The sequence below is a fragment of the Paraburkholderia sp. BL18I3N2 genome (genome assembly GCF_003001875.1).
Lineage (GTDB): Bacteria > Pseudomonadota > Gammaproteobacteria > Burkholderiales > Burkholderiaceae > Paraburkholderia > Paraburkholderia phytofirmans.
The window spans coordinates 420769-433782 of the sequence record NZ_PVNC01000001.1 but is presented as its reverse complement, the minus strand read 5'-3'; the positions used below and the strand labels follow the sequence as shown (position 1 = coordinate 433782).

Here is a 13014-nt window from a genome sequence, read left to right as displayed (position 1 = left end):
CGAAGCAAATGCACCGTCGTCTGGCCGTCGAAACGATGCGCCGCGCGCGGCGGTGTTCGCTGCGCTGCTGCCGGGCATTCCATCGCGGCCTCGACGATGATCTGACGCCCGCTTGCCGAATCCGTCCGTCGTGCGGGACGGCGACTCGGCATCTGCTGCGTTTCAGCGAAACCGGAAAACCACGCCATTTAATAAGGATCACTAACGTGAAAAGAGCCGGAATATTGAATTCGACCGAAGCCACCCCGGTCCCGGCAGCGTCGAGCCGGACAGGCGCGTTCGTCACCCTCGGATTGTGCTTTGCCATCGCCCTGCTCGAAGGACTCGACCTGCAGTCGGTCGGCGTCGCCGCACCGCGCATGGCGCGCGAGTTTGGTCTTTCGGTCGCGCAAATGGGACTCGCGTTCAGCGCCGGCACCTTCGGCTTGCTGCCCGGCGCGATGTTCGGCGGACGGCTCGCCGACCGCATCGGCCGCAAGCGCGTGCTGGTGATATCCGCTTGCCTGTTCGGCCTGCTGTCGATCATGACCGCGCTGGTGAGCGACTTTCATACGCTCGTGATCGTGCGAGTGCTGACAGGTATCGGACTCGGCGGCGCGTTGCCGAATCTGATCGCGTTGTCGTCGGAAGCGGTGGAGCCGCGCTCGCGTAGCACCGCCGTGAGCGTGATGTATTGCGGCATTCCGTTCGGCGGCGTGATCGCGTCGGTGATCGGCGTGTTGAGTGCGGGCGACACCGAGTGGCGTCACATTTTCTACGTCGGCGGTGCCGGGCCGCTCGTGCTGGTGCCGCTGCTGCTCGCATTCCTCGCGGATTCGAAGGCGTTCACCAAAGCATCGCGCGATGGACAAGCCAGGCCCGCGCCGGTCGGCGAAATCCTGTTCGGCGGCACGCGCGGTCTCTCCACCGTGCAGATCTGGGTCAGCTACTTCTGCACGCTGATCGTCCTCTACTTTCTGCTCAACTGGTTGCCCTCGTTGATGGCCGCGAGCGGGCTGACGCGCGCGCAAGTCGGCTACGTGCAGATCTTTTTCAACATTGGTGGCGGGATCGGCGCGTTGTGCATCGGCATGTTGATGGATCGCATGCGCTCGGGCGTGGTGGTGACCGGTATGTATGTTGGGATCATCGCTTCGCTCGCGACGCTTTCGACGGCGCACGGCTTCGGCGCGCTCGCGGCCTCTGCTTTCTTCGCGGGAATGTTCGTGATCGGCGGCCAATCGGTGCTGTATGCGCTTTCCGCCGCGTTCTATCCGACGGCCATGCGCGGCACCGGCGTCGGCGCGGCGGTGGCGGTGGGCCGTATCGGCTCGGTAGTCGGGCCGCTCGCCGCAGGTCAATTGCTGGCGATGGGCCGCAGTTCGTCGACCGTGATCGGCGCGAGCATTCCCGTCACGCTGATCGCGGCAGCCGCCGCACTGCTCCTGCTGCGCCGCCCGCGCGCCGACGACTGACCGTCCGCACAAGAAGACCCAATAACAACTCACATATTCAATCAACGGTTCGGAGACACCCTTCATGCAAGCATCCGCACGTCTATTACTCTGCGGCGCATTGTGCACCGTCAGCGGCGCCGCAGCGGCCCAATCGAGCGTAACGCTCTACGGCATTATCGACACCGGCATCGAATACGTTTCGCACGCGAACGCCACGGGCAAGAGCGTGTTCCGCATGCCGTCGGTCACGGGTGAGCTGCCTTCGCGCTGGGGTCTGCGCGGCAATGAAGACCTGGGCGGCGGCTATAGCGCGGTCTTCACGCTGGAAAGCGGCTTCAACGTGCGCGCCGGCGATCTCGGCCAGGGCGGACGGCTGTTCGGGCGTCAGGCGTTCGTCGGCATCAAGAGTCCGTACGGCACCGTCTCGTTCGGCCGCCAATACACGATGACGTATCTCGCGCTGATGGGTGCGGACCTGATCGGCCCGGACATCTACGGTCTGGGCTCGCTCGACGCCTACGTGCCGAATGCCCGCGCCGACAACTCGGTGGTCTACCTCGGCAGCTATGCGGGCGTCACGCTCGGCGCGAACTACTCGTTCGGCCGCGACTCGGCCGGCACCGGCAACTCGCCGGGTCAGGGCACGTGTACGGGATCGGTCGCCGGACAGGCGACTCAATGCCGCGAATGGTCCGTGATGCTGAAGTACGACGCGCCGCTGTTCGGCGTTGCGGCATCGTATGAAGAGCAGCGTGGCGGCAGCACCGCGGCGGCGAATTTCTTCGACGGCATCGCGCCGACTCCGCTCACCCGCGCCGCCGACAAGGACATCCGCACGCATGTGAGCGCCTACGCGAACCTCGGCAAGGCCAAGCTCGGCCTGGGATGGCTCAACCGTCGCGTCGAACCGGGCACAGACACGATTGCCAGCGTGCGCTCCAATCTGTTCTTCGTCGCCGCTTCGTACAACGTGACACCCGCTTTCATCGTCGACGGCGAGGTTTATCACATCACCAATAGCGAGCACGACACGCGCGCCACGATGGGCACGCTGCGCACCACCTATCTGCTTTCGAAGCGCACCACTGTCTACGCCCAGGGTTCGTACCTTGCCAATAGCGCGAAGGCGCGCTACTCGGTCAGCGCCGGCGGCGGCGGCACGACGCCCGCGGCAGGCACCGGCCAGACCGGCGCGATGGTCGGCATTCGTCATTCGTTCTAGGAGACATGGCATGAAGTGCACCTCTATCGCGCTCGCGGCGGCTGCTACGCTCACACTCGCCGCGTGCGGCGGCAACGATCTCGGCAGCGCCGCCAACACCGGCGCCAATTCGTCCTCCTTGCCGCAACTGAGCGCGGCCACGCCCGGCACGCTGGCGGGCAATTGCGCGGCACTCGCTGCGAAGCTCTCGTTCGCCAACACCGTCTTCACCACGGTGACGGACGTCGCGGCAGGCACGCTGAAAGTAGCCGGAAAATCCATCGCCGAACATTGCCTGATTCAAGGCAGCATGAATCAGCGGGTCAGCAGCGTGGACGGCAAGACCTACGCGATCGGCTTCGAAATGCGCCTGCCGATTGCATGGAACGGGCGTTTCTTCTATCAGGCCAACGGCGGACTCGACGGCAATGTGGTCACGGCCACAGGCGGGATCGGCGGCGGCGGTCCCACCAGCGACGCGCTCAACATGGGCTTCGCGGTCATCAGCTCGGATGCCGGGCACAGCTCGGCGCAAAATCCCCTGTTCGGTCTCGATCCGCAGGCGCGGATCGACTACGGCTACAACGCAGTCGCCACGCTCACGCCGATGGCCAAGCAGGTCATCAAGCTAGCGTACGGCAAGGCGCCGGACCGCAGCTACTTCGACGGCTGCTCCAACGGCGGACGTCATGCGCTGGTCGCGGCGGCACGCTCATCGGCGGAATATGACGGCATCATTGCTGGCGATCCGGGCTTCCATCTGCCGAAGGCGGCCGTCGGCGAAATGTGGAGCGCGCAGCAGCTCGCGAAAGTGGCGACCGCGACGACCTCGGACGGCCTGCCCGATATCACGACCGGCTTCACCGCGGCGGAACGCCAAATGGTGGCGTCGAAAATACTGTCGAAGTGCGATGCACTCGACGGTGCGACCGACGGCCTCATTCAGGATATCAAGGCATGCCAGGCAAACTTCAGCCTTGCCACCGACGTCCCGACCTGCACGAACAACGTCCGCGACGGCACGTGTTTGACGAGCGCGCAGAAAGACGCCGTCGGCAATGTGTTCGCCGGCGCGCGCAACAGTGCGGGCACGGCCCTCTATGCAAGCTTCCCATACGACGCCGGACTCGGCCCCGGCTGGTCGGCATGGAAGCAGGCCAATTCGATCACGCTCGATCCGGCCGCGGCTGCCTTCACGTTCACCACGCCGCCGCAAACCGCTTCCGTGTTGAGCCAGTTGTCCACGTACGCGCTGAACTTCAGCATGGACACCGACGCGCCGAAGATCTTCGCCACCAGCGGCGCGTATAACGAGTCTGCCTGGTCGTTCATGACGCCGCCCGACGAAACCAATCTGAGCGCATTGAAGCAGCGCGGGGCAAAGCTGATGGTCTATCACGGCACGAGCGACCCGGTGTTTTCATCGAACGACACGACCGACTGGTATCAGCGGCTCGCGGCAGCCAATAGCGGCGACGCGTCGAACTTCGCGCGCCTTTACACGATTGCCGGCATGAACCACTGCAGCGGCGGTCCGAGCACCGACCAGTTCGACATGCTCACGCCGCTCGTCGCATGGGTCGAACAGGGGAAGGCGCCGGACAGCGTGGTCGCCACCGCGCGCGACGCGAGCAATGTCGCGCCGAACCCGGACGTGCCCGCCGGCTGGGGCGCGGGTCGCACGCGGCCGCTTTGCCCGTATCCGAAGGTGGCGCGCTATCAGGGCGGCGACGTCAACGCCGCGAGTAGTTTCGCTTGTAGCTGAGTCAAAGGCGGGCCACCGGCCCGCTTCGCTGTACCCGCCTCGCGCATGCAATGTACCTTTGTACTATCGCGTGCACGAGGCGCGGCCCCGTTCTTTCCTCTTCCTTCCTTGCATCGCGTTGAAAATTCACCGCTATTCGGCGGCCGGCAACGCTCTGCCTGCGCGTCTCGCACCCTATGTTCAATTTGCGGTTCGCCAAGCGCCTCGCCCCCCGGTAGAATCCCCCGCATCTCATGCCGACGCACAGCGTCGCCGCCCGGAGCGGGAACGCGAATTGCTGATAATGGTAGTTTGAGCAATAGACGGTTCCTGTGGGAGCCATCGCTTCTCCGCACTTTGAACGACTCTTCGACAATGACTAACCACGAATCTCAGACGTCTTCCCGATCCAACGTGGAAACGGGTGTCCCCGGTCTCGACGAGATCCTGGGCGGAGGTTTGGTCCGCGGCGGCGTGTATCTGCTGGAGGGCATGGCCGGCGCCGGCAAGACGATCCTGTCGAGCCAGATTGGTTTTCATCGCGTAAGCCAGGGCGAGAAGGTGTTGTACATGACCTTGATCGCCGAATCGCACGACAAGCTGCTGGGTCATCTCAAGGGTCTGAGTTTCTTCGACGAGAATGCGGTCGCCCAGCAGATGCTGTTCGTGTCCGGCTATCACGAGCTGATGAACGACGGCCTCGATGGCTTCCTCAAACTGATTGCCTCGATCATTTACGATTACCGCCCGAGCCTGATGATCATCGACGGCTTTCGGAGCGCGCGTGAATTCAGCGAGACCGAGCTGTCGCTATCCAAGTTCATCCACGAGTTGAATGCGCTGGTCGCGGCCATGGATTGCACGACCTTGCTGCTCGCGCCGCTGTCCGGCAACGAACCGCATCCGGAACATACGCTCGTCGACGGCCTGATCGAACTGAACCGCTATAGCGACGGCATGCGCCGCGCGCGCGAAATCGAAGTCCACAAGATGCGCGCGCGCAACCATCTGATGGGCAAGCATTTCTTCCGCATCGCCGAAAGCGGGCTCTTGATGTTCCCGCGCCTGGAAGCGCAACCTGCCGCGCAACCCGGTCCAGTGGATCTGAAAACGCGGCTCGGCTTCGGCCTGCCGCATCTGGACGGCCTGCTCGGCGGCGGCTTTGCGCAAGGCTCCACGACTACGCTGATCGGGCCGTCGGGCGTCGGCAAGACCCTCCTCTGTCTGCAATTTCTCGCGGCCGGCGTCGCGCGTGGCGAACGCTGCCTGTACCTCGGCTTTTACGAAGGACCGCGGCGGCTGATCGGCAAAGCCGAGGCCGTGTCGATCGGACTCGCGGACGCGTATGAGGACGGCCGGCTCGTGATCCAATGGCAACCGGCCATTGAACTGGCCATCGACGAACTTACGGCCACCGCGCTCGCCACGGTCAAAAAGTTCGGCGCGTCGCGCATCGTCATCGACGGCGTGGAAGGGTTCCGCGATTCCGCGTTGCGTACTGAACGCTTTGGCCTGTTCCTGAATGCGCTGCTACACCAGCTTCGCGAAGCCTGCGTCACCACGTTGCTGACCGAAGAACTGCCGCTTTACGCCGATCCCGGCCACGCGCGGAGCGTGCGCGTTTCGGCGCTGACGGAAAATCTCGTGCTGCTGCGTTACGCCGAAACGGACACGGGTCTGCGACGCATGATTTCCGTGGTCAAGCAGCGTGAAAGCGCCCACGACACTTCCTTGCGCGAGCTTGTGATTTCGTCTCAAGGTCTCGACGTCAACGAAAACCCGGCGAGTGTCGCCAGCCTGCATGCGCCGGCCGGCCTGTCGGCCACACTTCAGCCGCGACGAAATACCTAGCCGACCATGAAAACCATTCTGGTCGTGGACGACGAGTTCGACATCCTGACAGTCTGGCGGCTGCTGCTGGAGCGGCACGGCTATACCGTGCTGACGGCGTCGAATGGGGCCGCCGCGCTCGAACAGATACGCAAGACCCGACCCGACATCATCGTGTCGGACTGCATGATGCCGGTCATGTCGGGGCTGCAGTTGTGCGCGGAGCTGAATGCCGATTCCGATCTGCGCGCCATTCCAATCGTCCTGTGCAGCGCAGCTGCGGATATCCCCGTGCAGCCGAATCCCCGCATTGAATATGCGCGCAAGCCGCTTTCATTCGATGCCTTGCTGGCCATGCTCCAGCGTATGGGCGCGTGAAAAGTAGGCGCGGAGTAGGCGCGCCGGAACGCCCTGCGGCGGACCGGCGCAAGCGCCCATCCGCAAACGCTGATTCCTCTCTCTAGGTAAAACCCCGAATTCCTGGCACTTGCCACACCGACTACTCTCGGCACACCCATTAAACAGAACGTCGTTCTATCTGATAGAACGATAGTGATGAGAGATACCCGAAGGAGGGATTCCATGGCAAGCCTGCCGATCGACACGTCACGCGCGTCGCCCCACACGAGCGCCGGCGCGCCGGAACTCATGCCCGGCGTCAACGCGCGCATCGACCGCCTGCCCGCGACGCGCGCGGTGTGGATGCTGGTGTTCCTGCTGTCGATCGGCGGCTGGTTCGAGTTCTACGATTTGTTCTTCACCGCGTACGTCGGCCCTGGCCTCGTCAAAAGCGGGGTTTATTCGACGACCACCGCGTCGTTCTTCGGCGTGTCCGGACTTGGCGCGTTCGTGGCAGCGTCGTTTGCCGGGCTCTTCATCGGCACGTTCTTTCTAGCGGGCATGGCCGACCGCTACGGCCGCAAGACCGTGTTCACCGTGTCGCTGCTGTGGTACTCCGCCGCGACGCTCATCATGGCGCTGCAAAGCACGGCGCCCGCCATCAATCTGTGGCGCCTGATCGCCGGTATCGGCGTGGGTGTCGAACTGGTGACGATCGATACGTACGTCAGCGAACTCGTGCCTAAACATCTGCGCGGCCGCGCCTTTGCGTTCGTGCATCTGGTGCAGTACACCGCTGTGCCGTCGGTTGCGTTTCTCGCGTGGTGGCTAGTGCCGCGCACGCCGTTCGGACTCGACGGCTGGCGCTGGGTCGTGATCATCGGCGCGTTGGGCGCGGTGGTGGTGTGGGCGATTCGCCGGCGCGTGCCGGAAAGCCCGCGCTGGCTCGCTCAACAAGGCCGCGCCGCCGAAGCCGAGCAGGTGCTGCAGGCGCTGGAAGCGAAAGTCGCCGCGCAATACGGCAAGCCTCTGCCGCCCGCCGTGCCGACCGTCGAACCGGCGACCACCAAGGCCGCCTTCCGTGAAATCTGGCAGCCGCCGTATCGCAAGCGCGCGATCACGATGCTCGTCTTCAATCTGTTCCAGGCGATCGGCTTTTACGGCTTCGCCTCATGGGTGCCGACGCTGCTGGTCTCTAAAGGCGTGACGATCACGCACAGTCTGCTGTACTCGTTCGTGATCGCGGTATCCAATCCATTCGGACCGCTGATCGGCATGGCGATCGCGGACCGCATCGAACGGAAGACCTTGATCGTACTGTCGGCGCTCGGCATCGCCGTGTTCGGCAGCCTGTTCGCGACGCAAACCTCGCCTGTCATGCTAATGACGCTCGGCGTGCTGATCACGCTGAGCGGCACGCTGCTCTCGGTCGGCTATCACGCGTATCAAACCGAACTCTTCCCGACGCGTTTACGGGCGCGCGCCGTCGGCTTCGTCTACTCGATGTCGCGTCTCTCCGCGATGTTCTCCGGCTTCATGATCGCGTCCGCGCTGCGTCACTTCGGCGTGAGCGGCGTGTTCGCGTTAATCAGCGCGTCGATGGTGATGGTGATGGGCGCGATCGGCATCTTCGGGCCACGGACCAACCACCGCAATCTCGACGAAATTTCGCACTGAAGAACTGCACTGAATCGCATTTTGAACAAGAGGTTTTGAACATGACGCCGCCATTGGCTGGAGTCCGCGTACTGGACTTATCGAATGTATTGGCCGGGCCGTTTTGCGCGTATCAACTCGCGTTGCTCGGCGCCGAAGTGATCAAGGTCGAGCATCCGGAAGGCGGCGATCTGGCGCGGCGTCTGGGCGCCGACAAGGACGCGTCGGCGCGCAACATGGGCGCCTCGTTCGTCGCCGTGAACGCGGGTAAGCAGTCGGTCACGCTCAATCTGAAAGACCCGCGCGGCAAGACGATTCTGCGCGAGCTCGTTAAAACCGCGGACGTGCTGGTCGAAAATTTCCGGCCCGGCGTCATGACACGGCTCGGCCTCGATTTCGAGGCGCTGCGCGAGGTCAATCCGAAGCTCGTGTATTGCGCGATCTCCGGCTTCGGCATGGACGGCGAGTTTGCGAAACGGCCTGCCTACGATCAGATCATTCAGGGCATCTCCGGCGTGATGAGCGTGACCGGCGATGCCGACAGCGCACCGTTGCGTGTCGGCTATCCGGTGTCGGACACGGTCGGCGGTCTCACGGCGGCGTTCGGCATTTGCGCCGCGTTACTCGACGCGCGCGCCACGGGACATGGCCGCATGCTCGATGTTTCGATGCTCGAAGCTACGCTCGCGACCATGGGCTGGGTCGTCTCGAACTTCCTGAATGCCGGCGTTACGCCGACGCCGATGGGCAACGAGAACTTCACCGCCGCGCCGTCGGGTACTTTTAAAACCGGAGACGGCCCGCTCAATATCGCCGCTAACGAAAACAAACAGTTCGCGAGCTTGTGTCAGTTGATCGGTCGAGCGGATCTGCTCGACGATCCGCGTTTTTCCGAGCGCAACGCGCGCAAGGTGAATCGCGCCGCGTTGAAAGCGGAAATCGAAGCGGCACTCGCGCGCGACAGCGCCGCGAACTGGGAAGCGCGTTTCTTTGAAGCCGGCGTACCGGCCGGCCGGGTGATGTCGGTGCCGGAGATTCTCGCGCATCCGCATCTGGAGTCGCGCGGCTTCATCCGCGAATTCGCCGCGGGTGCCACCACGGACCGCCAGCGCGTGACCCGCGCCGGTTTTCGTCTGCACGACGCGGACACGGCGCCGAGCACGCCCGCGCCGGTTCTCTCGGCTCACACGCGTGAACAACTCGCCGCGCTCGGTTACGACGACGCACACATCGATCAACTACGCGCCGAAGGAGTGATCTGAACATGACGCAAGCGTTCGATGCAGCGAAGCTCGCTGCCGACTATTGGAGCACCTCGATCATCGACATTCATCCGGGCTCGATCAATGTGCGCGGTTTCCCGATTCAGGAGTTGATCGGCAACGTCAGCTTTGCGCAGATGATCTGGCTGATGCTGCGCGGCGAATTACCCGACACTGAGCAGGCGCGTTTGTTCGAAGCCGCGTTGGTGTCGTCGGTGGATCATGGGCCGCATGCGCCGTCGATTGCCATCTCGCGGATGGCGACCAGTTGCGGCTTGCCGCTGAACGGCGCAATGGCCTCGGCAATCAATGCGTTGGACGATGTGCACGGCGGCGCGGGTCAGCAGGCGGTCGAACTGTATGACGCTATCGACGCCCGCATGCAAGCGGGCGCCACGATGGAGCACGCCGTCGAACAAGGTGTGGATGCGTTCATCGCGGCGCACGGCAAATATCTGCCGGGCTTCGGGCATCGCTTTCATCCGGTCGATCCGCGTGCGCCGCGGCTTCTGGCGCTGGTGGACGAGAACGTGCGTGCGGAGCGTATCAGCGGACGCTATGCCGCGATCGCGCGCGGCATAGAAGCGCTGCTGATGAGCCGCAAGAGCAAGCCCGTACCGATGAATATCGACGGCGCCACCGCCGTGATCTACGCCGAACTCGGCTTTGCACCCGAGCTGGCGCGTGGCGTGTTCTGCCTGTCGCGCGCGGTCGGCATTCTGTCGCATGCATGGGAACAGCGCGGACGCAAGGAGCGCAACAAAGGTCCGATGCCGCGCCAGATGGCCTACACGTACACCGGCAAACGCGAGCGGCATTTGCCTTGAGCCGCTTGCGCTGAACCGCTGGGCCTGAACTACTTGTCCTGAACTTCGGCCGCGCGCCGCTGCGCGTTGCGCATGGCGCGCGAATCGCCGCCCAAAGCGTCGGTGGCGCGCGCGGCACAATCGAATAGCGCGCCGAGATTGCGTTCGAGAAACGCTTGGTCGATCCGCGAGCTCGGACCGGCCAGCGTCAGCACGCCACGCAGGCTCTGGCGCACGCCGAATACCGGCATGGAAATACCCGCCGTCTCCCGGTCGCGTTCGCCGATCGACACACAGTAGAAGTCCTCGCGAATCTTCTCGTACGGCGCGCCCGGCATGCCGCCGAAGGCGAGCAATGCAAGGCCGCCCGAGCCGCTTTCCAGCGGCAGCACGTCGCCTTCGCGCACATGAAAACGCACCGCATGCCTCGAATCCACCCGATGCAGACACACTCGCACCGCTTCGTCGCGTACGTAGAACGACACGCTTTCGCCGCTGGTTTCCGCGAGCTCGCGCATGAGCGGCACGACAATATCGCCGAGGTTCAGGCTGCGTTGATACAAGGCGCCCAGCATGAAGGTGGCGGAGCCGAGCTGATAGCGGCCGTCGTCGAGACGCAGCAGCAGGCGATGCTGGATCAACGAGCCCGCGAGCCGCAACAACGTGCTCTTGTAGAGCCCCGTGCGCGCCGCCAGTTCGGCGAGCGTGAGCGCGTAATCATCCGGCCGGAAGGCGAACAGGATGGCGCAAGCACGATCGATGACGGCAACGCCTTCGCTTTCCTTCGTGTTCGATTTGTCCGCGGGCGTTGGCATGGATGGCATTACTTCATAGGGGAGCGGAAATTTTACGCCATGACGCCCGGCTGTCATACCCGCTGCGGGCGCTTTGCCGCTGATTCCGGCGCGGAATTCCGAACTCGCGTGACACCCCCGGCGCAAATGCCCGCCGGATGCGGCACACCGCATCTTGAGACGATCGCGCGATTTGTTGAGCGCGTCCAGCATTCAGCGTTTGGCAGCCGCCTTTTACAGTACGTCATCGATCGCGCGGAGCCGGAACAACGGAGCGCGACGCAACTTTCGGAGGATCGGTGATGAACAGCAATCGTGGCACGGTTCCAGTTGCTTTCTTCGGGATCGCGGTAGGCGCGCTGGCGTTCGCCAATTTGTGGCGCGTGGCGATCAGGCTCTGGCATCTGCCCGCCCTGGCAGGCAACGCGATGACGGTAGCCGCGCTCGTCGTGTGGCTCGTGATTCTGGTGGCATACGGGCAAAAATGGCTGACGCGTGCCGACGAAGCCCGCGCGGAAATGCAGCATCCGGTGCAATCGTCGTTCGCGGCGCTCGGTCCTATTTCGGGCCTGCTCGCTGCCCAGCTCCTGCAACCTTTCGCGCATACGTTGGCGCTCGCGCTGTACGGCGCTGCCGTGGTCGCGCAACTCGCTCTTGGCACGTATTTGCATGGACGGCTCTGGCAAGGCGGCCGCAAGCCCGAACTGGTGACGCCCGCCATCTATCTGCCGACGGTGGGGGCGAGCTTCGTGGCGGGTACGGCTTCGGCCGCCTTCGGTTTTCACCAACTGGGCGAACTCTTTTTCGGCGTAGGTTTGCTGTCGTGGCTTGCGATTGAATCGTTGATCCTGCATCGCGCCGCCGTGCATGAACCGCTGCCCGACGCTTTGCGCCCGGTGCTCGGCATCCAGCTTGCACCGCCGGTGGTGGGCGGGGTGACCTATCTGAGTTTGAGCAGCGGCACACCTGACCTGTTCGCCATGATTCTGCTTGGTTATGGCTTGTACCAGGCTTTGCTGCTCCTGCGTTTGCTGCCGTGGGTTCGCCAACAGGCCTTCACGCCGGCTTACTGGGCCTTTAGCTTTGGCGTCGCCGCCCTGCCGACGATGGCGCTGCGGATGGTCGAACGAGGCGCGACGGGTCCGGTTGAATACGCCGCACCGGTTCTGTTCATCGCGGCGAATGTGATCATCGCGATTCTGGCGGTGAAGACGTTGGGCTTGCTGATGCGCGGCAAGCTGATTCCCGCCGCTGCGGTTACGGGTGCGCTGCCCGCACCGCAGACGCCCGCCGATTCACGCATCGCACGGGCCAGCTAAACCGCTCGAACTGCCTCGCTTCAGCGAGACGGGACGCAACGAGGTGAGATGCGTCCCGTCACATCTTTCTGAAATACATCAACGCAACGCCATCACAATCAGCACCGCGCCGACGATCGCCACCGCATCTTCGATCAACGCGGCCGGCTGGTCCCGTCCGAAGGCACGCGCCATTGCGCTGCGAACTCTTGCGCCGCCCAAGGTGCCGATCACGGCGCCGATCAATCCCGCGATCAAGCCGGCCCCCACTCCGCCATGCGCCGCGCCGATCGCCGCACCGCTCAAGCCGCCAAGCACGAGACGCGCGCCGAATTGCATCGGCACGGTACGGCTAGGGGTTTTCGGCAGTTGATCGGTGATCAGTTCGACGATGGCCAGCACCGTAAAGATATACGGCGTGGCGGTGAAGCCGAGAAATGCCAGCGGCGTGTCTTGCAGCGGCAACCAGCCCAGATGCGCCGCCCAACTGACCGCGGCGGGCGCGGTCATCGCGCGAAGACCGGCCACGACGCCGATCAGCAATGCCAGCACATAGACAGACATAGGGGACTCCGAATCAAGGCAGCGATGCGTGGTTGAACAAGCCGACGGTTTACCTGGACGAACGCCGGCAGAAGGTGTCGAGCA

Annotated in this window: 11 protein-coding genes; 9 read left to right on the top strand and 2 right to left on the bottom strand. The window is 63.8% G+C overall.

The genetic code is table 11. The features are described from left to right. Nucleotides 1–224: 224 nt before the first annotated feature. The 8 genes from mhpT (at nt 225) to B0G75_RS01980 (ending at nt 10295) form a co-directional block, all read left to right on the top strand. Nucleotides 225–1454 (top strand): 3-(3-hydroxy-phenyl)propionate transporter MhpT, encoded by a 1230-nt coding sequence (gene mhpT, locus B0G75_RS02015; RefSeq protein ID WP_106300158.1) that lies wholly within the window; start codon nt 225–227, stop codon nt 1452–1454. A gap of 64 nt (nt 1455–1518) precedes the next feature. Continuing rightward, nucleotides 1519–2658 (top strand): porin, encoded by a 1140-nt coding sequence (locus B0G75_RS02010; protein WP_106300156.1) that lies wholly within the window; start codon nt 1519–1521, stop codon nt 2656–2658. Nucleotides 2659–2668: 10 nt separating this feature from the next. Beyond that, nucleotides 2669–4402: a tannase/feruloyl esterase family alpha/beta hydrolase gene (locus B0G75_RS02005; RefSeq protein ID WP_106300154.1), complete on the top strand. Its 1734-nt coding sequence runs from the start codon at nt 2669–2671 to the stop codon at nt 4400–4402. 354 nt (nt 4403–4756) lie between these two features. Then, complete coding sequence (locus tag B0G75_RS02000; RefSeq protein WP_106300152.1) at nt 4757–6232, top strand: ATPase domain-containing protein; 1476 nt, start codon at nt 4757–4759, stop codon at nt 6230–6232. Nucleotides 6233–6238: 6 nt separating this feature from the next. After that, nucleotides 6239–6589 (top strand): response regulator, encoded by a 351-nt coding sequence (locus B0G75_RS01995; RefSeq protein WP_106300150.1) that lies wholly within the window; start codon nt 6239–6241, stop codon nt 6587–6589. Nucleotides 6590–6793: 204 nt separating this feature from the next. Continuing rightward, complete coding sequence (locus B0G75_RS01990; RefSeq protein ID WP_106300148.1) at nt 6794–8227, top strand: MFS transporter; 1434 nt, start codon at nt 6794–6796, stop codon at nt 8225–8227. Between the two features lie 41 nt (nt 8228–8268). After that, nucleotides 8269–9468, top strand: coding sequence for a CaiB/BaiF CoA-transferase family protein (locus B0G75_RS01985; RefSeq protein WP_106300146.1), 1200 nt, complete (start codon nt 8269–8271; stop codon nt 9466–9468). 2 nt (nt 9469–9470) lie between these two features. Then, entirely contained in the window at nt 9471–10295 is an 825-nt protein-coding gene (locus tag B0G75_RS01980) for a citryl-CoA lyase (RefSeq protein WP_106300144.1), read from the top strand. A gap of 29 nt (nt 10296–10324) precedes the next feature. Here the strand turns inward: B0G75_RS01980 and B0G75_RS01975 are convergent, their stop codons facing one another. Continuing rightward, the gene (locus tag B0G75_RS01975; protein WP_012425914.1) at nt 10325–11089 is read right to left on the bottom strand and encodes an IclR family transcriptional regulator; all 765 of its coding nucleotides are present in this window, start codon (nt 11087–11089) and stop codon (nt 10325–10327) included. 281 nt (nt 11090–11370) lie between these two features. Here B0G75_RS01975 and tehA point away from each other — a divergent pair, with 281 nt between their 5' ends. After that, on the top strand, nt 11371–12387 hold the full coding sequence (gene tehA, locus B0G75_RS01970; RefSeq protein ID WP_106300142.1) for a dicarboxylate transporter/tellurite-resistance protein TehA: 1017 nt from the start codon (nt 11371–11373) through the stop codon (nt 12385–12387). A gap of 78 nt (nt 12388–12465) precedes the next feature. Here the strand turns inward: tehA and B0G75_RS01965 are convergent, their stop codons facing one another. Further along, nucleotides 12466–12930 (bottom strand): DUF4126 domain-containing protein, encoded by a 465-nt coding sequence (locus B0G75_RS01965; protein ID WP_106300140.1) that lies wholly within the window; start codon nt 12928–12930, stop codon nt 12466–12468. Between the last annotated feature and the right edge of the window lie 84 nt (nt 12931–13014).

Coding starts and splice junctions, on each gene's coding strand:
- B0G75_RS02010 (WP_106300156.1), top strand. CDS start 1,519: ATGCAAGCATCCGCACGTCTATTACTCTGCGGCGCATTGTGCACCGTC.
- B0G75_RS02005 (WP_106300154.1), top strand. CDS start 2,669: ATGAAGTGCACCTCTATCGCGCTCGCGGCGGCTGCTACGCTCACACTC.
- B0G75_RS02000 (WP_106300152.1), top strand. CDS start 4,757: ATGACTAACCACGAATCTCAGACGTCTTCCCGATCCAACGTGGAAACG.
- B0G75_RS01995 (WP_106300150.1), top strand. CDS start 6,239: ATGAAAACCATTCTGGTCGTGGACGACGAGTTCGACATCCTGACAGTC.
- B0G75_RS01990 (WP_106300148.1), top strand. CDS start 6,794: ATGGCAAGCCTGCCGATCGACACGTCACGCGCGTCGCCCCACACGAGC.
- B0G75_RS01985 (WP_106300146.1), top strand. CDS start 8,269: ATGACGCCGCCATTGGCTGGAGTCCGCGTACTGGACTTATCGAATGTA.
- B0G75_RS01980 (WP_106300144.1), top strand. CDS start 9,471: ATGACGCAAGCGTTCGATGCAGCGAAGCTCGCTGCCGACTATTGGAGC.
- B0G75_RS01975 (WP_012425914.1), bottom strand. CDS start 11,089: ATGCCAACGCCCGCGGACAAATCGAACACGAAGGAAAGCGAAGGCGTT.
- tehA (WP_106300142.1), top strand. CDS start 11,371: ATGAACAGCAATCGTGGCACGGTTCCAGTTGCTTTCTTCGGGATCGCG.
- B0G75_RS01965 (WP_106300140.1), bottom strand. CDS start 12,930: ATGTCTGTCTATGTGCTGGCATTGCTGATCGGCGTCGTGGCCGGTCTT.